The sequence below is a fragment of the Acidaminococcus fermentans DSM 20731 genome (assembly GCF_000025305.1).
Classification (GTDB): domain Bacteria; phylum Bacillota; class Negativicutes; order Acidaminococcales; family Acidaminococcaceae; genus Acidaminococcus; species Acidaminococcus fermentans.
Map to the genome: position 1 here is coordinate 1,167,011 of NC_013740.1, position 22,390 is coordinate 1,189,400.

Below are 22,390 nucleotides of genomic sequence, written 5' to 3' on the forward strand. Positions count from 1 at the left end.
GTCAATTCCCCTTTACCAGTTGTTCAATAGCTTCCTTTTCTGCCAGATGCATGGTGAACGCCGTGGCGCTGCCGGCGCAGATGCCCCAGTGGAGGGCTTCCCCATAGTCTTTGTTCCGCAGATAGCCGGCCAGGAAACCGGCCACCATGCTGTCCCCGGCTCCCACCGTATTCACCATGGTCCCTTTGGGGGCCTGGTGGCGGTGGACTTTGCCGGTTTCATCCACCAGCAGGGCGCCGTCGCCTCCCAGGCTGATGAGCACATTCCGTGCCCCCCGTTCCTGGAGTTCCCGGGCGCCCTGGATCAGGGCCTTATCATCGGGCAGTTTCCGGCCCAGCAGGTCTTCCAGTTCTTCCCCGTTGGGTTTCACCAGGAAGGGATGGGCGGAAAGGGCCCCGGCCAGCAGTTTCCCGGTGGCATCCACCACACAGGGGATGTTCCGCTGGTGCATTTTTCCGGCAATGTCCCCGTACAAAGAGGGCGCGCAGCCGCTGGGACCGCTGCCGGAGAGAACCAGGAAATCTCCTTCTGCCAAGGCTTCCAGCTGCTGCCACAGCCGGTCCAGGTGGGCAGGGGTCACTTCCGGGCCCTTGCCGTTGAGGGCGGTCTCTTCTTCCGCCCGGATCTTCACGTTGATCCGGGAAAAGCCGCTTTCCACCGGCAGCAGGCTGCAGGGAATGCCCCGATCTTCCACCAGGCGCTGGATTTCGTCCCCGGTGAAGCCGGCTTTGAAGCCCAGGATCCGGGTGGGGACCCCCAGGTTCTGGAGGATCCAGGATACGTTGATGCCCTTGCCTCCGGGGAAGATTTCCTCGGCCTGGTTCCGGTTGATGGCCCCCACCTGGAGCTGGGACAGTGTCACCACGTAGTCCAGGGAGGGGTTGAAGGTGATGGTGTAAATCATGAAAAGCTTCCTTTCTGTTTGGATGGAAGTGGTGGGTTAGGCGCCGCTTTTGTTCGGCGCCGTTTCCTTTTTTACAGGTCCCTGAAATTTTGTACGCTAATCTTCTGTTCCTGCACCAGCTGAAGGATTCCGTCGTCGGTTACGGCGTCCAGTTCTCCTTCGAAATCGTGATCCCACTGGGTGGCGGGGATCAGGATCTCATTGCTGGTGCCCGGATGGAGCATCACTTCCGTGGTGCCCTCCCTCAGGTTCAGCAGGATGGTCCGCAGGGCCTTTTTGTCCACGGCTTCCCCGGCCACGATGCCCCCGAAATGACCCGGGGCCTGGATGCCCAGGGCACGGGCTTTTTTCCGGGCCCGTTCCGCCAGCACATGGAGCCCGGTCCTTCCCACCTGTTCCCCCAGGTTGGAAGGACGGGTGGCCAGCAGGCTCACCGGGATGGACGGGATCCGCACTGCCGGGATCCCATGGTCCAGGCACAGGTCCAGGATGATGTCGATGATCCCGGGCAGCACGTGCATGTGCTGGTGGCTGTCCGCATGGGTGGGCACCAGTCCCGTATCCAGGAACCGGTCCAGCTGGGCGGTGCATTCCCGCTTCACATCCTGGAGCCGGATCTTGCCGGTAAGGAAACGTTTCACGAAAGCACCGTGGTCCGGATACAGTTCCCCGGTGGCCGGATCCACCAGACTTGGGATTTCCGCTGCAGGCAGGACGGGTCTGGCATTTACCAGGGTGAAATGGATGCCCATCCCCAGGGCGGGGGTCCGGCGAGCCAGTTCCACCGCCTCTGCAAAGGCGGCGCCGGTGACCATGACCGTGGCCGACCGGATCAGTCCCCGGGCCACTCCCTGTTCCACCGCCCGGTTGATCAGGGTATGGCGGCCGAAATCATCAGCATTGACAATCAGTTGTTTGGGCATGGAAGCCATCCTTTCCAAAAGTAAACAGCCGCAGATGGCTGGAATGGATATTGTTTTGACTATTTATTATATCAGATGGGGAGGGAATTTTGTAGGGGAATCAGGGGGTAAGTGATTAGGTGGTTAGGTGGTTAGGTGGTTAGGTGGTTAGTCAGCTGACATCCCACTTACCCACCTGGTCACTTCCACTCCCCTTCTTCCGTTGACATCCCCCACCCCTTTTGCTACACTGGACTTGTTTTTATATGGAAAGGAGATTTTCCCATGAATCGTGCACTTACGCCCCGGGCCATGGTCTTTATTGCGGTGCTGGGGGCTTTGTCTTCTCTTTTGATGGCTTTTGAATTCCCCCTGCCCTTTGCCCCGGCATATATGAAATTTGAGATTTCGGATCTGCCGGCCCTCTTTGCCGGGTTCTTTATCGGGCCTCTGGCCGGCGGGCTGACGGAGCTGCTGAAGATCCTGATCAAACTGGTGCTGGTGGGGAGTTCTTCCGCCTTTGTGGGAGAAGGGATGAACCTGCTGTGCGCCCTGGCCTATGTGCTGCCCTGCACGGTGTTCTACCACCTGCACCGGACCCGGAAAGGGGCCATGACGGCGCTTTTGGCCGGCAGCCTGGTGGCCAGTGTGTTTGCGGTGGGGGCCAACCGGTTCCTGGCCATTCCCCTGTATGTGAAGCTGTACAAGATCCCCCTGGCGGCGATTTTGAAAATGGCCAGTGCCACCAATCCCCTGGTCCACAGCCTGACGGATTTTCTGCTGCTGACGGTACTTCCCTTTAACCTGCTGAAGTACGCGTTGGTATCGGGGATCACCTATCTGATCTACAAAAAGGCCAGCCTGGCATTGACGGAGATCCTCAAAAAATAAGGGAGGCCCGGCTGCCGCCGGCAGATGGTCTCCTTTGCCCATGACCATTTCCCTGTATCCAGTATACATTTCTGTTTTGTCTTTCGACAGTTCTGGAACCATGTTACAATAGATGACACAAGGGATTCATTTTATGCCAAACCAAGGAGGCTCTGCCATGATTGAAAAAACCACCGTAGGCATTGTCGGCGTTGGCCATGTGGGCGCCCATGTGGCTTATTCCCTGGGGATGATGGGAATTGCTGACGAAATCCTGCTCTGTGACATCGATGCCAAAAAGCTTGCCAGTGAATGCAATGATCTGAACGATGCCGTCCCTTTCATGCCCCACCGGGTCCAGTATAAAACCACGGATTATGCCGGTCTCAAGGACTGTGCGGTGATCGTCAACGCAGTGGGAGATATTTCCCTGTGCCGGAACTTCAACCGGGATGACGAACTGAAAAACAGTGTGGTCCAGGTGGCCCGTTTCATTCCCCGGATCATGGATGCCGGGTTCGACGGGATCTTTGTGAATATCACCAACCCCTGTGATCTGATCACGGCGGAAATCGCCAATCTGTCCGGCCTGCCCCGTTCCCAGGTAATGGGCACGGGCACCCTGCTGGATTCGGCCCGGCTGTGCCATGCCCTCAGCGATGCCACCGGCCTGGACAGCCGCAGTTTCAACGCCTTTATGCTGGGCCAGCACGGGAATGCCCAGTTTGTCCCCTGGTCCCTGCTGAACTTCTCCGGCATGACCGTGGACCAGTACGAAAAGCACAGCGGCCGGCCTTTTGCCCGGGCAGCCATCCAGGAACAGGCCATCAAAGGGGGCTGGGTGACGGTTTCCGGCAAATGGTGCACGGAATACGGCATTGCCGGAGCTGCAGCCACCCTGGTGGGCACCATCCTCCGGGATGAAAAGCGGGTGCTCCCCTGCTCTGTGGAACTGGACGGGGAATACTGCCAGCAGGACCTGTTCATCGGCGTCCCGGCTGTAATCGGCAAAGAAGGGGTGGAAAAGGTCCTGGAACTGCCCCTGACCCCGGAAGAACAGAAACAGTTCGAAGCCTGCGCAGCGGCCATCCGGGAGAATGTGAACAAGGCGTATGACATTATTTTGAAGGAAAAAGAAAAGGTGTGACCGCGGTCACACCTTTTCTTTTTCACACTCTTTACCCAAAGAACACCGTAATCAGATCTTCCAGTGCCTTCTGGTCGGCGGCGCCCATGGTTTCCCGGGCGCTGTGCATGGCCAGGAGGGCCACACCGATATCCATGGTCCGGATGGGAGTCAGGGCCGAGGCCATGGAGCCCAGGGTGGATCCGCCCTTGATGTCGCTGCGGTTCACGAACAGCTGGCAGGGAATCCCGTTGGCGGCGCAGAGCCCTTTCACAATGGCCACCGCTTCCGCATCCCCGGCATAGGACTGGCTGCAGGCCTGTTTCAGCACCACCCCTTTGCCCAGGAGGGGCTTGTTGGTGATGTCGCATTTGTCCGTATAGTTGGGATGAAGGGCATGGGCCACGTCCACGCTGAGCATGAACCCGGTGGCCATATCCTGGTACAGGGCTTCTTCCGTCAGCCCCAGTTTGGCGTAGATCCGGTGGAGCAGGTTGTTCAGCACCAGGGAATCCGCACCCTGTTTGGTGTTGCTGCCCACTTCCTCGTTGTCGAACAGGCAGGCCACATGGAGTCCTTCCGTGCCGTTGCCGTTGATGATGCCTTTCAGGCAGCCCATGCAGGAGGTCAGGTTGTCCAGCCGGCCGGATGAGATGAATTCGTCCTTCAGCCCGAAGGTACAGCCTTCTTCCACCGGATAGGTGGACAGTTCAAAGGACAGGATGTCTTCCGGCTTTACCTGGAGTTCTTTGGCCAGGAAGTTGGTGAAAAAGTGCTTGTCTTCCGGATCTTCTCCCAGCATGGTGGCCAGGGGCAGCACATCTTTCTGCTTGTTCCATTTATATCCATCGTTCACTTCCCGGTTCATGTGGATGGCCAGGCTGGACATGCTCAAAAGAGGCCGTTTGAAATCCACCAGGTGGGTATGGGGTTTGAAGGGATCTTCGGTCCGGGTGACGATCTTCCCGGCCAGGGACAGGGGCCGGTCCATCCAGGTGGATACGATCATGCCGCCATACCCTTCTACGTTCAGGGTGCCGTAGCCCTGGGTATTGACTTCGGCAGCCGGTTTCAGCCGGAAGCAGGGAAAATCCGTATGGGCTGCTGCAATCTTCAGTCCCCGGGAGCCTGCCTTGCCGGTGCGGAAGGCAAACAGGGACGAATCGAAGCAGGTGACAAAATACTTGCCGTCCGGGGCCAGGGTCCAGTCCTCTGCCAGGGACAGTTCAGCAAAGCCGTTGGCCAGCAGCAGGTCACGGCTGGCTGCCACCGTATGATACGGGGACGTGCTCTTGTGGATCAGGTTCAGTAACTCTTTTGTGGTTTGATTCATGTTGACACCTCCTGGGGCCATTGTATCATAAGATACAAAATTGTTCAAAAACTTTTTCATTTAACTGGGAAAGTAAAAGCTTCCATGGTATAATAATACCATCTTTTGAAAAGGAGGCTTTCCAATGGCCGAAAAAGAAAAATCACTCAATGGAAGCAACAAAGTTCTGTCATGGCAGGCGCTGGGCCTGATGACCTTCACCTCCGTATGGGGGTTCGGGAACATCGTCAACGGCTATGCCAACCAGGGTCTCAAAGCGGTGGTATCCTGGATCCTCATGTTTGCCCTCTACTTCATCCCCTATGTGCTCATGGTGGGCGAAATGGGCTCCACCTTCAAGGAAAGCGCAGGCGGGGTATCCTCCTGGATCCGCTCCACCTCCGGAGCCAAACTGGCCTACTTCGCCGGCTGGACCTACTGGATCGTCCATATGCCCTATCTGGCCCAAAAGCCCCAGAACATGCTCATTGCCTTTGGCTGGGCGGTATTCCAGAACGGCAGCCTGACCAAGACCATCTCGCCCCTGGTGCTCCAGAGCATTGCTCTGGTGATTTTCTTTTTCTTCCTGTGGTACGCCTCCAAAGGGGTCAACGCCCTGAAACGGATCGGGGCCCTGGCCGGGAGCTTCATGTTCGTCATGAGCATCCTCTACATCCTGCTGGCCCTGGCGGCTCCTCACCTGACCACCGCCAGGACCTTCACCTACAGCCTGAACTGGGATACCCTGATGCCCACCTTCGATTTTGACTACATGACCACACTGGGCATCCTGGTCTTTGCGGTGGGCGGCTGCGAACGGCTGAGCCCCTATGTCAACAACCTGAAGAAACCTTCTTCGGAATATCCCAAATCCATGATCTTCATGGCCACTATGGTGGCGGTCACCGCCCTGTTGGGGACCTTTGCCATGGGCCTGATGTTCGACCCCACCAACATCCCCAAGGACCTGATGATGAACGGGGCCTACTACAGCTTCTCCAAGCTGGGTGAATACTATGGCATCGGCCAGACCTTCGTGATCATCTACGCCATCTGCAACACCCTGGGACAGGCGGCCACCCTGGCCATTTCCATCGACGCCCCCATCAAGATCCTGCTGGCGGACGTGGATCCCCAGTTCGTGCCCAAAGTGTTCACCAAAGTGAACGCCAAAGGGGTGCCGGTCACCGGGTATAAACTGACCGCCGTGCTGGTTTCCATCCTGCTGATCGTCCCGGCCCTGGGGATCGGCGACATGACCAGCCTCTACAACTGGCTGATCCGCCTGAATGCGGTGTGCATGCCGCTCCGGTACCTGTGGGTGTTCTTCGCCTACATGATGTTGAAGAAACACGCGGACCAGTATGTTTCTGCATACCATTTTGTGAAGAGCCGCGGCCTGGGCATGCTGGCCGGGTTCTGGTGCTTTGCCTTTACCGCTTTTGCCTGCATCATGGGCATGTTCCCCCGTGGGGTGCAAAGCGGTACGGACACCTGGTATTTCCAGTTTGCCATGAATATCCTGACCCCGCTGGTACTGATCGGCATCGGATTCATCCTGCCGGAACTGGCAAAGAAGGAAAGAGCGTAATCCTATAAATAAAGGCGCTGTGAAAAAATCATCCACAGCGCCTTTATTTCGCTTGCGTCAGCTGGCTTCCATCGGCTAGTGACTAGAGACTAGTGACTAGTGACGGGGTGTGAAAAAGCATTTTTTCACACCCTCTTTCCTTATACGTCTTCCTCCCAGGGATTGATCCGGATGGGTTCTTTTTTCAGCATTTCTCTTTGTTCCGGGGTGAAATGGGATTTTTTGATCACTGCTTCGTAGACGTATTCCTTGAAATACTTTTCGGAGCAGACGAAGTACCCTTTCTCGCCCACCCCACTGCCCCAGGAATTCTCGATCTTCCACCGGGTGGGACGGCCGTTCCCGTCGAAATCCACACCGGTCAGGAGCATGGCGTGGGTGGCGGAACTGGCTCCGTATTCCAGCCGTTTCCCTTTGGGCATCTCCCAGGAAATCCCGCCCAGGAGTTTTTCCACCTGGACGCTGTCCGGATCCCAGATGCCCTCTTTCCGGGCCCCGCAGGCTCCGGCATCACAGGCGAACCACACCGGCTCCCCGGCCTGGAGCTGCCGGATGCACAGATCCTCCAGGGCCTCCTGGGACAGGTTCAGGGCTTCCATATCCTTCCCCACCATGTTTTCCACCGCATGGAAAGCCACCGGGGTATCCATTTCCTTGTCCGGGGTGGGCTCGTTGATCACCGGATAATAGTCCTCCAGGGCCAGGCCCACGTATTTGTCGTAGAAAGCTTTGGGTGTCAGGTTCCGGTCGCAGTGATAGTTCTTGTCCTTGTCCCGCCAGGCAAAATCGAAGGTTTCCACCGGAGCCCCGAAGGCGATGCATTCGGCCTTGTACACTTCCGCCAGCATTTCCTTCTTCCGGGGATAGGGATCCTTCCCGGCAGCCACCAGGTCCCGGAGTTCCATGGCGTCTTTCCGGAGCAGGCGGTTCATGGCGGCCAGGAACCGGTCCGTATGGCCGGACTGATAGGATTCCGGATGGACGGTTTTGGGCACCACCCCGTATTTGGCTGCCAGATGGGCCGCTTCGCTCCAGTAGCCCCCATCCACCATGCCCCGGAGCACGTACTGCATACTCTGGCCTTTCACCGGTTCCCCGGCCTGTTCAATGACCATTTCCAGGAAATTGTTGGCCTTTTCCAGTTTGTCATAGAAGCTCAGGTAGTTCTGGGACAGTTCGAATTCTTCCAGGCCGCATTTTTCCGCCACGATTTCCCGCAGGATGTTCAGGGCCGCAAAGAGCCAGCACCGGCCGGATTTCTGCTGGGCGGTGATGCCCCGGGTCTTCACTTCCACCGCAAAAGGCCCCCGGTGCCGGGCCGCCGCCATGGGCACAAAGGACAGGTCGGCCAGATCGGTTTTGGCCAGGGCACTGTTCAAAACAGAAACACTGGGGTCCGCTGCCACTTTGGCACGGAAGGACTGCAGCAATGCATCGTTGATTTCTTTCATATTCTACACGCTCGCTTTCTAATTGTTTACCATTGATCCAAATTTGCCTCAGGCAAATTTGCTCCATCGGCTAGAGACTCGAGACGAGTGCCTGGAGACTTTTTTATCTTTTTAATGCCACAAACGCCCCTCCGATCATGAGCACCATGCCGATCATCATTTTCGTCGTGATGGGTTCCCCCGCGAAAATCAGGGCAAACAAGGGACTCAGGGCCGGCTTGATGAAATAGGTCAGGCTGCCCAGGGCCACACCACCCCATTCGATGGCCAGGAACCAGCTCAGGAAGGCCACCAGGGTGATGCCGATGTACAGTACCAGAACCCAGGGCAGATTTTCCCAGGTGTAGCCGGTGAAGAGAGGAACACAGGCGTAATTGGCAAAGCCGTGGGCCATCAGCCATTGGGACACAGCCGGGATGTGGGACAGGCCGGCCACCAGCAGCAGCTGGACACCACCCCAGAAAAAGGACCAGGCAGTCACCGTGATGCTGCCCAGATCTGTTATCAGCTTCTTGCCGCCCACGGCGTACAGGCTGTAGCAGACCACGCACACCAGCAGGGCTGCCACTCCCACCGGTTCCATGGTCATATGGAAGGGATCCACCAGAATGGCAATGGCCAGCACCTGCAACGCCAGGGCAATTCCCTCCCGCCGGGTAACAGGCGTATGGAGCAGCAGGGCCGCCAGCATGATGATGAAGAGCGGCGTACTGGAAAAGATGACGCCGGTGTTGCCTGCCCCCAGAGTGGCTGAAGCCATCTGGTACAGGGGGCCTACGATGGTAATGCCGGAAAAGGCCAGCAGGGCACACAGCTTCATCTGGGCTGCATGGATGTGTGTATCCGTGGCCTTCAGCCGGGCCCGGCTCCAGGGCATCAAAAACACTCCGCACAGAAAATACCGAGTGGCGTTCACCTGGACCCCGTTCAGATCCGCATTGATCTTTTTCATGGCCACTTCCGTCAGGCTGAACAGGACCCCTGCCAGCAGCATGCAGAAAATGGCCTTCTGGTTCTTGGTCATAGAGGAGGATGCCTTCTTTCTTTATTTTGTCAGCAGGGTTCCTCTGCCATTGATCTGTTTACCCGGCTGGGCCTGGAATCCTGCCCGGTCTCCACTCAGAGAGAAGAGAATCAGCTTGTGCTGGCCGTCCAGCTGGAATTCCAGGGCCTCCGGAGGAACGGCGCCGCCGGAAGGGTATTTCTCAGTCAATTTCTTCAGCTGCCGGGACACGTCCCAGGTCTGTTCCGTCTGACTGGGCAGCCCGTACTGCAGTTTCCCTGCCCGGATGGCAAACCCGCGTTCCAGGCTTGCGGTACTATATCCGGCTACAGGGATCTTCAGCCGTTCAGTCCGATAATGCAGGTTATTGCCCCGTGCGGTCTGGACAGGTTCCCGAGGCAGCGTGGCCAGAAAGTCCAGCTGCTGCCGGATCCGTTCCACATTGGGATATCGCCATCTGCCCGGACTATGGGACAGGTAAGCAAAGCTGCTGCGGAGGAGTTTACTGTCTTCCGGCGATAGATTCCGTCCGCTGGCCAGCTGATCTCCCTGTACCAGCTGGTTCCGGGCCAGTACCTCATCCAGCCGCCGGGCCTGGAACCAGGCGGGCAGGTCGATGAGATTGAGCGGCGTCAGGATCAGTACCAGAGTCAGCAGGCTACTCAAAAGGTACAGTTTCCGGGGTTTCCACCGTAAGAAGCCACACACCAGGGTGCAGATTCCGAAGCCCGTACAGCACAGGGACAGGTACCGCAGAGAGGTCAGGCTGTAGGCGGAAAGCCGGATCTGCAGGCCGGCAAACTGGCCGATGAGCACCGGAATCAGCAGCAGGGCGCCCCAGTGCAGGGCTTTTTTCTGCCAGGCCGGTTCCCCCTTCCAGAAGGAGAAATACAACAGGGCGTACACCGCCATCAGGAACAGGCCGAAGGGGTTCATGAACCCCACGGGCAGGCTCTTCTGCCACAGGATGCGCACCAGGTACTGGTAGATCACCAGCAGCAGGAATATGGCGCAGGGCAGCAGGATCCGTTTCCAGAGAGTGGTATAGAGCGGCGGCACGGAGACCGGGTCGTCAGCTTTGGGGATGCAGGAGATGAAATACTGGAACCCCACCACACCAAAAGAAAGATAAGAAATCCACAGCACCCAGGGCAGGCCCAGGGGATACAGCAGCAAGCTGACGCTGGCATAGCACAGACCCAGCATACAGTTCACCACGGCCGCCAGCAGCAAGGTCTTCACGCCCGCCACCACAAAATGGCCAAACAGCTGGGGTTTGCCTTCCCGGCTGTCACAGAAAAACAGGCTGAGTCCCAGACAGAAAGGTATCAGGCCGACCAGCACCAGCAGCACATACTGGGAAAAGCCGGTACCGGGAAGTCGCTCCAAAAAACGCCACAAAAGCAGAAAAAACAGGAAGCAGGCTGCATCCCGACGCAGTTCCACCCGGCCGTACCGTTCGTTGTACAGGCGCCAGGGCACGGAAACAAGGGCGACGACACCCGCGGCCAAAAGGGCCGAAGAAAAGTTGTTCTTCTGGAGCAGCCAGGAAAGGTTGCCGGACACCAGCACAAAAAACCAGGCCAGGGCAATGCCCCAGGTGGCGATCAGAGCCGGTTTGAACCGCTGGTTCCGCTCCCAGATGCCCAGGAAGAAAGAATGGATACGAGAAAGCACCAAAGGATCCCCTCCTTAGAAAAGCTGAAATGGTGTTTTTATTATACCATTTTGCAGGGAAAGGGAGAAGAAGGAGGCGCCAGCAGGGTGGAACCCACCAGATGGAGGTAGAACCCACAAAAGGGGGTACCGCCTGCGTTTGCGGTACCCCCTCTGCTTCTTTTTCAGCCCCGATTCTTGAAATACTGGAACAGGATCTTGCACAGGTCCTTGGCTTCGGTTTCGCTGAGGGTGATCCCCCGGCCCATTTTTTCCCGGCCCGGTGCCCATTCCCGGATATCGAACCGGGGCGGACGGCCGTTGTAGGAGATCCGGTTCACCTCTTTGGTCCAGCCTTTGGGGCTGGTGGAAAGGGTGCCCAGTTCGTCGGCGATTTCATAGCTGAAGTCGGATTTGTTTCTGTCCATGGATGATCTTCCTCCTCGGTAGTTTATATCCCCTCGATTCCATTATACCGGAGTTTCCGGAAATGAAAACCCCTCACCGATAAGAACGGGCGTTTTACCGGCATGAATGGGAAAAGTCACCCTGCGAACTGGCTGTTGTACAGGTCTTTGTAAAACCCGCCCTGTTCCATCAGTTTTTCGTGGGTTCCCTGTTCGATGATCTTCCCGTCTTTCATTACCAGGATCCGGTCCGCATTGCGGATGGTGCTGAGCCGGTGAGCCACGATGAAGCTGGTGCGTCCTTCCATCAGCTTGGCAAAGGCGTTCTGGATCAGGATCTCGGTCCGGGTATCGATGCTGGAGGTGGCTTCGTCCAGGATCAGCATGGGCGGCAGGGCCAGCATCACCCGGGTGATGCACAGCAGTTGTTTCTGTCCCTGGCTCAGGCTGTCATCGCTCACCACCGTATCCAGTCCCTGGGGCATCCGGCGGATGAATTCCCAGCTGTGGGCTTCTTTGGCGGCCCGGATGATTTCTTCTTCCGTAGCCTCCGGTTTTCCAAAGGCGATGTTTTCCCGGATGGTCCCCTGCTTCAGCCAGGTTTCCTGGAGCACCATGCCGTAGGTCCGCCGGAGAGAATGGCGGTCCACCCGGGCCGTATCCTGGCCGTCGATGGCAATGGTCCCCCGATCCACATCATAGAACCGCATGAGCAGGTTGATGAAGGTACTCTTGCCGCAGCCGGTGGGCCCCACAATGGCGGTGGTCTGGCCCGGCTCCACCTGGAAGTTGAAGTCTTCGATCAGCGGCCGCTTTTTATTGTAGGAAAAATACACATGGTCGATGGCCAGCCGGCCTTCCTGGAAGGTCAGCTGCCGGTCCGGATCCGGGCTCTGAGGCGTTTCCTCGATGAGGGCGAACACCCGGGCGGCACAGGCCAGGGCATTCTGGAGTTCGGTGACCACGGAGCTGATATCCGTAAAGGGCTTCATGTACTGGTTGGCGTAATAGAGCAGCACGGTGAGCCCCCCGACGGTGAGCCCTCCCGCCAGGATCTCCCAGCACCCCACCAGGGCCACCAGGGCATAGATCACATTGTTCACTGCCCGGGTGGAGGGGTTGGTCAGGGAACTGTAAAACAGGGCTCCCTGGGTGGCCTGCTGCAGGTCTTCGTTCAGGCCCCGGAACTGTCTGGAGGACCGTTCTTCATGGCGGAAGGCCTTGACCACCTTTTCATTGCCCACGGTTTCGTTGATGAGAGCGGTCTGTTTCCCCCGGATGGCGGTCTGTTTCTGGAACAGCCGGTAGGACCGGTTGGCGATGAACCGGGCCACCAGAAAGCTGACCGGGGTCAGCACCATCACCATCAGGGAAATCTTCCCGTGGGTGGAAAACATGAAGTACAGGGTCAGTACAATGGTCACCAGACCGGAGAACAGCTGGGTAAAGCCCAGGAGCAGCCCGTCAGAGATCTGGTCCACATCGGCGATCACCCGCTGGACCAGGTCCCCGGTGCTGTGGCTGTCCAGGAAGGAAAGGGGCAGCTGCTGGATCTGCCGGATAGCCCGGCTCCGGATATCCCGGACGGTGTTGAAGGCCAGTTTGTTGTTGATCAGGTTCATGGCCCAGGTGGCCAGACTGGACAGGACCACCAGCACCAGGATCTGGAAGGTGTACCCTTTTACCAGAGCGAAATCCACCTTGCCCGGCCCTGCAATGCCGTCGATGGCCCGGCCGAACAGGATGGGCACATACAGCTGCAGGGCCACGGAAGCCCCGGCCAGGACCAGGCTCCCCACGAGGAGCAGCCGGTAGGCGTCGATGATCTGCCAGACTTTTTTCAGAGTTTCCCAACTGGAATCGTTCTTTTCCTTGCCCATCAGGCTTCCTCCTTTTCCTGTGCCAGTTCCTGGTCCCGGCGGCCCGGATACTGGGAATCAAAGATTTCCTGGTACACCGGACAGGTTTCCAGGAGCTGCCGGTGGGTTCCCTGGCCCACCAGCCGTCCGTCGTTCAGCACCAGGATCAGATCCGCCTGGCGGACACTGCTGGTACGCTGGGATACGATGAATACGGTCATTTCCCCTCCCAGAGCCTTGATGGCCTGGCGCAGGTGGAGATCGGTGGCAAAATCCAGGGCACTGGCGGAATCGTCCATGATCAGGATCTCCGGTTTTTTCACCAGGGCCCGGGCAATGGTCAGCCGCTGTTTCTGGCCTCCAGACAGGTTCCGTCCCCCCTGTTCCACCAAAGCATCCAGCTGCCCCTCCTTGCCCAGCACCACGTCTTTGGCCTGGGCGGTTTCCAGGGCCTGCCACAGTTCTTCATCGGTGGCATCGGCTTTGCCCCACCGGAGGTTATCCCGGATGGTGCCTTCGAACAGCACCGCTTTCTGGGGCACCAGGGCGATTTTGTCCAGCAGGGTGCCTGCAGGATAGTCCCGCACATCCCGGCCGTCCACTTCCACCCGGCCCCGGATTACATCATAAAATCGGGGGATCAGGTTCACCAGAGTGGTCTTGCCGCTGCCAGTACCCCCGATGATCCCCACGGTCGCACCCTTGGGAATGGTAAAATCAAGTTCAGAAACAGCATCCGCACCCCCTGCATACCCAAAGGAAACCTGATGGAAAGCCACGGCCGGTCCCTGGCCTACCGGTTGAAGGGGTCCGTCGGCGGAGGGACAGGTCATGGAACTTTTCACCTCCAGAATGCTCTGGATACGGTTTGCACAAGCTGCCGATTTATTCAAAGTAATCACCATGCTGCCCAGTTTCACCAGTTCGATGATCATCTGGGCCATATAGTTGTACAAGGCCACCACGTCGCCCTGGGCCAGGGCACCCAGTTCCACCCGGATGGCTCCCTGGCGGATCAGAATCACTGTGGCCAGGTTCACCAAGAGGTAAGTGCCCGGAGTCATCAGGGCGGACCAGCTGCCCACATGGAGGTTTTTCCGGGTCAGGTCGGCGTTCCGGCTGTCGAATTCATCCACTTCCGCCTTTTCCCGGCAGAAGGCCCGGATCACCCGGACCCCGGTGAGGTTTTCCCGGGTGGTCTGGAGCAGGCCGTCCAGGGCCTCCTGGACCCGGGTGAACAGCGGGATGCTCCGGAGCATGATTCCCAGGACCACCACCAGCAGCAAAGGAATTGCGGCGGCAAAGACCAGGGCACTGGGCACATCGATGGTAAAGGCCATGACCATGGAACCGAACACGATGAAGGGACTCCGGAGCAGCAGCCGCAGAGCCAGATTCAGGCCCGTCTGGACCTGGGTCACATCACTGGTCAGCCGGGTGATCAGGGTATCGGTGCCCAGGGTATCCAGTTCCCGGTAGGACAGGCTCTGGATATGGTCGAACAGGGCCTGCCGGAGCCGGGTAATGACCCCCACGCTCCCCCGGGCGGCAAAATACTGGGCGGTAAAGGAAAAGCCCATGCCCAACACCATCAGCCCCATAAGCCCCAGGAAACAGTGGAACAGGAAAGCATTATCCGCCTGGGAAAGGCCCCGGTCGATCATGGCGGCGATCACCAGGGGCACCGCCAGATCCATCAGGGCTTCCAGCAGTTTGAACAGGGGCGCCAGGATGCAGTCCCAGCCATATCCCTGAAAATAGGGAAGAAATTTTTTCATGATTCGCACCTCATTTTTTGAACTGTCTTTATCTTACCACCGATATTGCTATATAATAGATATTGAATCTATAGATATCTATATGTTTTCTAAATAGGAGGATGGAACATGAATCTGGAACAGCTGAACTGTCTCATTGCCGTAGTGGAAGAAGGCTCCATTTCTGCAGGAGCCCGACGCCTGAACCTTACCCAGCCCCCGGTATCCCTACAGCTCCAGCGGCTGGAAGCCCAGTGCGGAGTACAGCTGCTGGAAAGGGGCAGCCGGAAGATCCGTCTCACGGAAGCGGGCAAAAGCCTGTACGATACCGCCAAACGGATCCAGAGCCTGACCCTGGCAGCCCAGGAGGATATGAAGAATTTCCATCTGGGGAAAAAAGGCAGTCTCCATCTGGGGATGATCTCCTCGGGAGCCGGGAAACGGTTTTTCCGGGGGATCCGGTATTTTCTCCAGAAGTATCCGGATATCGCCTTCCAGCTGTACGAAGGGAACACCTACCAGATGCTGGATGCCCTGGAAAAGGAAACCGTGGATCTGGCCGTGATCCGGACCCCCTTTTCCCGGAGCCGGGTGGAGAGAAAGGAGCTGTGCCGGGAAAAGTTCTGCGCCGTGGGGATGGAAGACCTGTTCCCCCACCCTGTGCCGGAAACCTTTGCCCTGAAAGATCTCCAGGATCTGCCCCTTCTGGGCTACCGGCGGTGGGAGCGGATTATCCAGGACACCTGCCGGAAACAGGGGTTCACGCTCTATTTCCGCTGCCTGGCCGACGATGCCCGGAGCTGCCTCCAGTGGGCCCAGGCCGGGCTGGGTGTGGCCCTGGTGCCGGAAAGCGTGGTGAACCTGAGCCAGGGACTGACCGCCGTCCCCATCCAGGAACAGGCCCTGGAAAGCCAGGTGTGCCTGGTACGCAAAAAAGGACGGGCTCTCCACGAGTCCGCCCGGTTGTTTTGGGAGAATTATTAGGAAGCAGGGTTCGTTCATCGTGGGCCGTGAGTCGTTTGTCGTAAGGCCCCTTTTGGTCGAATCCTTTCCATTCAATCAATCAGACCCTGTTTCCCTAAACGTGGATGTTGACAGGCCTGCTGCTCATGCAGCAGGCTCTCACACCCATCCATCACATCCCGATAGGTGCTGACAAAATCCCCCGTATACCAGGGGTCGGCGATTTCCCGGGGGTGATCCGTGAAATCCAGCAGCAGATGGATCTTCCGGTCCGGGTCTCCCCCGGCGATCCGGCGGATCTCCCGCAGGTTTTCATCGTCAAAACCGATGAGAAGATCATAGTACCCATAGTCCTCCCGGGTCATCTGCCGGGCCTTCCGGGACGTGTAAGGAATGTGGTGGAGCTCCAGCTGCTCCTTCGTCCCCCAATGGGTATCGTTGCCGATTTCCTCCCGGCTGGTGGCAGCCGAAGCGATTTCATACGCATCCCCAAGATGGTCTCGCCGGACCAGTTCCTTCATAACAAATTCCGCCATGGTGGAACGGCAGATGTTGCCGTGGCAGATAAATAGTATTTTGATCATGGACACGAAACTCCCTTCTATGCCGAAATATGCCGAATTACTGCGGGTTTGCCCGTTTCACCTGTTCACGGAGAAAAGGACATAATTTTGCAAAAAACGGCACAACTTTCCCCATTGTAGTAGTAAAAATGGTAGTAAAACGGGATGTTATTACTACTGCACTTTTTGTGGGGTGAAATTTTTCTCTGTTATTATAGCAATCAGGCAAGAAAAAAGCACCTGGCATTTTTGCTGGGTGCTTTTTTCTTGCGCATAATACAATCATCTTAATCCAATTGGGACACATCTACCATTGGCAAAATTTCCTTCAAAGGACGTCCGCTCACTATGAAATTATTCAATAAATCGTCCATGTCTTTAAATTCCTGAGCAGAGTCTTTGTATTTTCCATATATATCTGTAGTAGCGGTAATGCTACCAGGGCCTTTTAACCCCGTATATATTGCAAACTGAAAATTTTCTAGGGAACAAATGACGTCTCCCAACATTTCATTTTCCAGTTCTTCTTTCGTCATGGCCGACTACCTTTCAATTCAAATCATCCGTCACTACATGCCATTCTCCAAATGGCCATGGATCAAAGAATTTATGGGGATCTTGCTTAACTTCTCCTGTACTCTTAGACACTATATATGACTTTGGACCATATACCACCTCTCCGGGTTTAAAAATGGAAAAGGCAAAACTATCTTCTGAATCAGCATATTTATGAAATTTAGTTCCCACATGGTTTTCGGCAATTTTCAAAGCTTCTCCTACGGTCATATTATTATTGGTCGTTTCACCCCCCCCCTTATACTGTACCCATAAGTGTGGACACTTTTTAAGAGTAGCACCTGCCCATAAAATTGGACAGGCTACAATTTGAATCCTTTAAAATTGACGTGCTCATTTTGGACCCAACCTATTGAACACAATCATATGTATGTGGTATCCTCAAATCCAATAAAGCCAAGGAGAATCCACATGAGCAGAAAACTTTTTACTGAGGAACAGATTGCAGCGTTGCGTCAGAACCCTTATGTGTATAGCGTAAGCCGCTCTACCCTGGTCCTGAGGAAGTCCTTTAAAGAAATCTTTTACACCGAATATATGGAAGGAGTCTATCCTAAAGACATCTTCAAAAAATACGGCTTTGACCCTGCTGTGCTGGGCGAAAGACGCATTGGCGGTGCTCTCCAGCATATCAAAGAGGAATATGCCAAATATGGTTGTTTCTATGAAGGCAGGAGACCCGCCGACAGGTCTGACACCGCCGCCAAGGTCAAGCCTGAAGATGACATTAAGGCCCTCAGACATGAAGTTGAATACTTGCGGCAGGAAGTGGAATATTTAAAAAAAATTTCCGCGATCAAGAACACAAAAAGGTAGGTTCTCTGCTCATGAACGATTCCTCTTGTGTGTTCGAAATCATAGAAAAGACGGTAAGTACCAGCGAGAACAGACTTTCCATCAGCAGTTTATGCAAGATGGCAGGCGTGTCCCGAAGCGGTTATTATGCCTGGGTAAAGGCGGAAGCATTTCGGCAGGCCCAGCAAGAACAGGACCGCAAGGACTTTGAACTGATCCTTGCCGCTTACAAAAGACGAGGGTACAAGAAGGGCGCCCGCAGCATCTATATGGAGCTGCTCCACATGGATCCGCCCGTCATTATGAATGTGAAGAAAATCCGTCGTCTGATGAAAAAGTTCCACCTGCTTTGCCCCATCAGGAAGGCGAATCCCTATCGGCAGCTGGCGAAAGCCCTGAAGACCAATACGGTGGCCGATAATCTGCTGCAGCGCCAGTTTGAGGACTATGGTCCTCGCATGGTACTGCTGACAGATATTACCTATCTTCCTTACAATGGGATCTTTGCTTATCTTTCCACCATACTGGATGCCTATACCAAGCAGATTCTGGCGTATGTCCTCAGCGATTCTTTGGAGGTGGATTTCGTGGTAGAAACGGTGAACAACCTGATTCGAGATCACGGCGTCTCACTGCATGCTGAAACCATCGTGCATTCTGACCAGGGTTGCCATTACACGAGTCACAGCTTCATCGATATCCTCCATGACAAGGATCTCAGACAATCCATGTCACGGCGGGGGAATTGCTGGGACAATGCGCCGCAGGAAAGCTTCTTCGGCCGTATGAAAGACCATGTGAAAAAGAAAATTGCAGCAGCAGTGAGCTTTGGGGAGGTGAAGGCCATCGTAGATGATTACATGGATTATTACAACAACGAGCGCTACCAGTGGGAACTGGCGAAACTGTCGCCAAACGAGTTCTACCAATTTGTAACAACAGGGGTTTATCCGCTCGATATTCCCAAGATGCCCGAGGTTCCTACATTGAAGCGGAGAGCCTGTGAGCTGGGGAACCAGCTCACCTCATAAAATGGCAAAAGCAGCCATTTTATGAGTAAGGAGCCAGTGCATAAGATTGGATGGTTAGGGGCCTTCTGATAGACAATTACCAAACGTCCATTTTAAAGGTACCAGGATTGTTGAACTGTCTAAAACAAGGGGTCCTACTTTTAGAAACTGTCCTTGACAAGGGGTACGGTTTACCTTTTATCCATCTATTCTCTACCACCCGATTTTATCTAAAAACTTTTGAAAGAGGGTTTTATGTTCTTTAGATTTAGGGTAGGGGTTGTGGACACCAGGAAGCTGGTTTTTTCTTACTATTTCCTGTTTTTCCTTTATAGAATCGTAAATTGGTCCCAAAGAGGCCTCAAAACTGCCCATAAAGAGATTTTCTGTTGCTTTCCACTTGGCTTTATCCCTATTCCCCCATTCCTCCAAATACCAGCCGACTCGACCTGTCTTTTTCTCTACTTTTGGGAGTCCCCCACCATACCATCGCCCAGAAAATACGAATCCTCGCTCGGTTTCATAATAGTTTGTAATTAGGGCACCAGGGCATTCTAATTGGGCAAGCATGTAGGCTGTATCAGCAGTAATGGTCCGCATAGGCCAAAAAAGCCGTTCCATGGCCTGCCTTGTCACTACCCATGTATCTTGAATTTTATCCACTTCATCATCATGAAATTTGGGCTGATCTAAAGGCCCAGCAGTTATACATTTTAGTAGACCTTCATACTTGATACCCCAGATAACAGAGGCTTCTGCCAAAGTCATAACGTCGTTGAGCATTTTGCTCACCTCTCAGTTTCACAATTCCAGGTTTTCAATTTCGGGAACAATTTCCGTAAGACTTTTTCCATCAAAAAACGGTTTATTCATCACATCATCTATACTTGTCATGGTTTCCGCCTTATCACCGTACCATACATCAAACTCTTTATGGAAAATGGCGAGACAACGGAATCATTCAACACACACTTGCCGTCGTCCTTATACGGAAAGGTTATGTTCTACAAAGTATTTTTGAATCACCTGATGAACCTGGGGTTTCAAGTCCTTCCACATTGTATCAATGGACAGCCCATGTTTATGACTACGGTTTGTACTCATACTTGCCGCACCTCCATCCTGGTTCTTTACCCACAGTCACTCTTACTTCTTGCTTTATATTCATTATAGCAAATGCCCTATCCAAAAATCACGACAGAAAAAAGCCCGCAATCAATTCGACTGCGGGCCTGCTTTTTTGTCCCCTGGGCGGCCGGGGATGGGCTTCCCTGCGGGCAGCCCCTACACCGTTGGAGTCATAGGTTCGTGCATCTAGCGGGAACGCCGGACCTGCGGGTCCTACGATATTGCAATAGCTCATTGGATTTCCTCCGTACCGCTCTGCACTCTTCACTCTTTACTCTGCACTCACCTTGGGCTGGCTCTCGCCCACCTGCTCCAGTTCCTTTCGGACATTCTCTGCCGGATAATCCAAGTCTGGATAGGAGAAACCCATTTCGTCCAAATGTCTCTGGACCGCTTCTACATAACCGACCAAAATATCTTCCGGCTCAGCCTGCCGCATTTCCGTTGGATTATGAAAAAAGCGGATTTCAGCCCCCAGTTCTTCAAACCCGCACATGGCCTCAAAAAAATTCTTGTTGTCAGGACGATCCCCTTTGTGTGCCTGTATCCATACTCTCATTTTGTTCACTTCCTTTTGTTCACTTCTTGGAAGCATTTTCTTATGCTTTCTATTAATCCCATGTTTTCTTCATGCGGAATCTCCGAAGTGGGAGAAGTGAAGCTGCTCACCTTAGAACCGGCAGCTTCTTCAGCAGCCTTTAAAGATGCTAAGGCTTTTTTTGCTTGCTCAATCCCTTGGTCAGAGGTTTTTTTGTACCACTCACGTGCCTTTTCAATCGACCGGGTTACCCCTTTCCCATATCGGTACATACTCCCAAGATTATATTGTCCACATGCCTCTCCTTGTTCAGCACTCTTTCGATACCACTCAACTGCCTTCTCGTACGACTGCTCCACTCCTTGTCCGTACTCATACATAACACCAAGATGGCATTGACCTCTGGCATTTCCTTGTTCTGCTGCCTTACGGTACCACTCTACCGCCTTCTCGTACGACTGCTCTACTCCTTGCCCGTACTCATACATAAACCCAAGATTGCATTGACCTCGGGCGTAACCTTGTTCTGCAGCCCGCTGATACCATTTGGCCGCTTCTGTTTGGCTACTAGGAAAACCAACTCCACTGTCATACATAAGGCCCTTGACGTTCTCTGCCAAAAAATCCCCCTTATCTGCTAATACAGATATTTCGTTCTTTACTTCTTCAATAGTTTTATTTTTCTCTTCTGAAGAATCCGGCATCCGGCTTGCATAATCATATCCTGCAACAGCGTACCCCGCCTCAAAGGATTTCTTATAACACTCCGCTGCCTTTTTTGAATCTATCGGTACAATTCCATATCCGCCTCCATAGTACTTTCCTAGCATATAGAGTGCCTTCCCATCCTCCTGTTCTGCTGCCTCACGAATGGTATCAAAAGCCTCCTTGGAATGGTCTTCGACAAACAGACGAGAGAGGGAATCACCTACAGGTTTCAAGAGCTTTTCAGATTTAGCTTCCGACAGGTTAAAAAGCAGATCCAGAAGAAAATCATACGCTTCTATATCGCATTGCAGGTCCACAGCGGCGCACTGTTTCATGTATTCGTTGACCAACTGGTCTTTGATGGTATCAGGTGCCATATTTACGCCTATTTTTTTCACACAGGAAACCGTAGTATTTACTACATAATTTTCCCGGTTTTCCAACGCATCCAGCTTATCCAAAGTACCAAGAGAAATCAGATAGGACGGATCATCAATCGTTTTAAGCTCCTGTTTCCCCAAGAGTTTCTGTTTTAGATTAGGATTTTCTGCAATTTCCTTGATTGTTGCAAAGAAATTGACTTTCTGATGTGGAGAAATTCCCACTTGCCCCATTGCTGCTTTTAAAAGCAGCAGATCGGACGTCGTCCAGTTGCCGCCTGTAATATCATAAAAGTCACGGGTCAGGCAGACAATCTTACTTGCATCATCCAGCTCGCTGTATTCTATCCCATCATAGTCAAGATATTCGATAGCATTTTGCCAGTTGAGGAGCTTCACATTCTTTTCGACCGCGTTCATCCGCATTTCAAGGTTTACAATGTCCCTGCGATTTTTGAGGAAGAACTTGCCCATCATCATGAACTGATTCTTGAACATCTCATTCGTTGCCTCGATAGACGCGTTCAGTTTATTGTTGATGGCTGTTACCAAGTCAAAAGTCATCATGTTCTGCTCCGCCAGCTTCTGCAGCGTCACCTGAGAAGCATACCGTGCAGCCCGCATATTACTGTTGATCTTGTCCTGGAGGCGTTTATTGCTTCCGGTAATCCCACCAATCAATCTGCGAAAAAAGCCTTTATTGGCCAGTTGGCTTGAGGCGTCATCCGCTTCCGTAAGGGCAGCCGTGCATTCAAAGGCAAGCCGATTGATTTCCTGCCGGTTGTTTTTATGAGCTCTGATGATACGGTCGATTTCCTGGTTCAGAGCATTCTGCTCCTCTACCGTAAATACGGCATTCCCATCTACAATTGCCAGTTGATTGTCCATAGC

At 54.4% G+C, this 22,390-nt stretch carries 21 protein-coding genes; 6 read left to right on the forward strand and 15 right to left on the reverse strand.

All coding sequences use genetic code 11. The annotated features are described in order from the left end of the window. Position 1: 1 nt before the first annotated feature. On the reverse strand, positions 2 to 904 hold the full coding sequence (pfkB, locus tag ACFER_RS05350; protein WP_012938393.1) for a 1-phosphofructokinase: 903 nt from the start codon (positions 902 to 904) through the stop codon (positions 2 to 4). A gap of 71 nt (positions 905 to 975) precedes the next feature. Next, the gene (locus ACFER_RS05355; RefSeq protein ID WP_012938394.1) at positions 976 to 1,827 is read right to left on the reverse strand and encodes a ChbG/HpnK family deacetylase; all 852 of its coding nucleotides are present in this window, start codon (positions 1,825 to 1,827) and stop codon (positions 976 to 978) included. A 264-nt stretch (positions 1,828 to 2,091) separates the two neighbouring features. Here ACFER_RS05355 and ACFER_RS05360 point away from each other — a divergent pair, with 264 nt between their 5' ends. Together ACFER_RS05360 and ACFER_RS05365 are read left to right on the forward strand one after the other, a co-directional pair. Continuing rightward, positions 2,092 to 2,697, forward strand: a complete 606-nt coding sequence (locus tag ACFER_RS05360; RefSeq protein ID WP_012938395.1) for an ECF transporter S component — start codon at positions 2,092 to 2,094, stop codon at positions 2,695 to 2,697. Positions 2,698 to 2,854: 157 nt separating this feature from the next. Continuing rightward, positions 2,855 to 3,823, forward strand: coding sequence for a lactate/malate family dehydrogenase (locus ACFER_RS05365; RefSeq protein WP_012938396.1), 969 nt, complete (start codon positions 2,855 to 2,857; stop codon positions 3,821 to 3,823). 31 nt (positions 3,824 to 3,854) lie between these two features. Here ACFER_RS05365 and ACFER_RS05370 read toward each other — a convergent pair whose 3' ends face one another. Continuing rightward, entirely contained in the window at positions 3,855 to 5,135 is a 1,281-nt protein-coding gene (locus tag ACFER_RS05370) for a M18 family aminopeptidase (protein WP_012938397.1), read from the reverse strand. 124 nt (positions 5,136 to 5,259) lie between these two features. On the opposite strand from ACFER_RS05370, the gene ACFER_RS05375 reads away from it, so the two are divergent. Beyond that, positions 5,260 to 6,705 (forward strand): amino acid permease, encoded by a 1,446-nt coding sequence (locus ACFER_RS05375; RefSeq protein WP_012938398.1) that lies wholly within the window; start codon positions 5,260 to 5,262, stop codon positions 6,703 to 6,705. 140 nt (positions 6,706 to 6,845) lie between these two features. Here the strand turns inward: ACFER_RS05375 and ACFER_RS05380 are convergent, their stop codons facing one another. The 6 genes from ACFER_RS05380 to ACFER_RS05405 form a co-directional block, all read right to left on the reverse strand. Then, positions 6,846 to 8,156, reverse strand: coding sequence for a C1 family peptidase (locus tag ACFER_RS05380; protein WP_012938399.1), 1,311 nt, complete (start codon positions 8,154 to 8,156; stop codon positions 6,846 to 6,848). 103 nt (positions 8,157 to 8,259) lie between these two features. Beyond that, positions 8,260 to 9,180: a DMT family transporter gene (locus tag ACFER_RS05385; protein ID WP_012938400.1), complete on the reverse strand. Its 921-nt coding sequence runs from the start codon at positions 9,178 to 9,180 to the stop codon at positions 8,260 to 8,262. Between the two features lie 21 nt (positions 9,181 to 9,201). Then, complete coding sequence (locus tag ACFER_RS05390; protein ID WP_227898373.1) at positions 9,202 to 10,836, reverse strand: DUF4153 domain-containing protein; 1,635 nt, start codon at positions 10,834 to 10,836, stop codon at positions 9,202 to 9,204. Positions 10,837 to 11,000: 164 nt separating this feature from the next. Further along, positions 11,001 to 11,243 carry a YdbC family protein gene (locus tag ACFER_RS05395; protein WP_012938402.1) on the reverse strand — a complete coding sequence of 81 codons (243 nt, stop codon included), beginning with the start codon at positions 11,241 to 11,243 and terminating at the stop codon, positions 11,001 to 11,003. Between the two features lie 116 nt (positions 11,244 to 11,359). Continuing rightward, positions 11,360 to 13,102: an ABC transporter ATP-binding protein gene (locus tag ACFER_RS05400; RefSeq protein WP_012938403.1), complete on the reverse strand. Its 1,743-nt coding sequence runs from the start codon at positions 13,100 to 13,102 to the stop codon at positions 11,360 to 11,362. Continuing rightward, positions 13,102 to 14,859 (reverse strand): ABC transporter ATP-binding protein, encoded by a 1,758-nt coding sequence (locus tag ACFER_RS05405; RefSeq protein WP_012938404.1) that lies wholly within the window; start codon positions 14,857 to 14,859, stop codon positions 13,102 to 13,104. Before ACFER_RS05405 ends, ACFER_RS05400 begins: the two co-directional genes overlap by 1 nt. 108 nt (positions 14,860 to 14,967) lie before the next feature. Here ACFER_RS05405 and ACFER_RS05410 point away from each other — a divergent pair, with 108 nt between their 5' ends. After that, positions 14,968 to 15,822 carry a LysR family transcriptional regulator gene (locus ACFER_RS05410; protein ID WP_012938405.1) on the forward strand — a complete coding sequence of 285 codons (855 nt, stop codon included), beginning with the start codon at positions 14,968 to 14,970 and terminating at the stop codon, positions 15,820 to 15,822. A 71-nt stretch (positions 15,823 to 15,893) separates the two neighbouring features. Here ACFER_RS05410 and ACFER_RS05415 read toward each other — a convergent pair whose 3' ends face one another. The 3 genes from ACFER_RS05415 to ACFER_RS11385 form a co-directional block, all read right to left on the reverse strand. Beyond that, positions 15,894 to 16,385, reverse strand: coding sequence for a low molecular weight protein-tyrosine-phosphatase (locus tag ACFER_RS05415; protein WP_012938406.1), 492 nt, complete (start codon positions 16,383 to 16,385; stop codon positions 15,894 to 15,896). Between the two features lie 266 nt (positions 16,386 to 16,651). Continuing rightward, complete coding sequence (locus tag ACFER_RS05420) at positions 16,652 to 16,900, reverse strand: hypothetical protein (RefSeq protein WP_041666179.1); 249 nt, start codon at positions 16,898 to 16,900, stop codon at positions 16,652 to 16,654. Between the two features lie 13 nt (positions 16,901 to 16,913). Further along, positions 16,914 to 17,132, reverse strand: a complete 219-nt coding sequence (locus ACFER_RS11385; protein WP_187287508.1) for a hypothetical protein — start codon at positions 17,130 to 17,132, stop codon at positions 16,914 to 16,916. Between the two features lie 219 nt (positions 17,133 to 17,351). Here ACFER_RS11385 and ACFER_RS05425 point away from each other — a divergent pair, with 219 nt between their 5' ends. Continuing rightward, positions 17,352 to 17,756, forward strand: a complete 405-nt coding sequence (locus ACFER_RS05425) for an HTH domain-containing protein (RefSeq protein ID WP_012938407.1) — start codon at positions 17,352 to 17,354, stop codon at positions 17,754 to 17,756. An 11-nt stretch (positions 17,757 to 17,767) separates the two neighbouring features. Next, entirely contained in the window at positions 17,768 to 18,766 is a 999-nt protein-coding gene (locus ACFER_RS05430) for an IS3 family transposase (RefSeq protein WP_012938408.1), read from the forward strand. A gap of 192 nt (positions 18,767 to 18,958) precedes the next feature. Here ACFER_RS05430 and ACFER_RS05435 read toward each other — a convergent pair whose 3' ends face one another. From ACFER_RS05435 to ACFER_RS10840, 3 genes are all read right to left on the reverse strand, one after another. After that, positions 18,959 to 19,528: a helix-turn-helix domain-containing protein gene (locus tag ACFER_RS05435; RefSeq protein ID WP_012938409.1), complete on the reverse strand. Its 570-nt coding sequence runs from the start codon at positions 19,526 to 19,528 to the stop codon at positions 18,959 to 18,961. 616 nt (positions 19,529 to 20,144) lie between these two features. After that, positions 20,145 to 20,432, reverse strand: a complete 288-nt coding sequence (locus ACFER_RS05440) for a hypothetical protein (protein ID WP_012938410.1) — start codon at positions 20,430 to 20,432, stop codon at positions 20,145 to 20,147. 5 nt (positions 20,433 to 20,437) lie between these two features. After that, a complete protein-coding gene (locus tag ACFER_RS10840) occupies positions 20,438 to 22,387 on the reverse strand; it encodes a tetratricopeptide repeat protein (protein WP_012938411.1) in 1,950 nt (649 codons plus the stop codon). Positions 22,388 to 22,390: the final 3 nt, after the last annotated feature.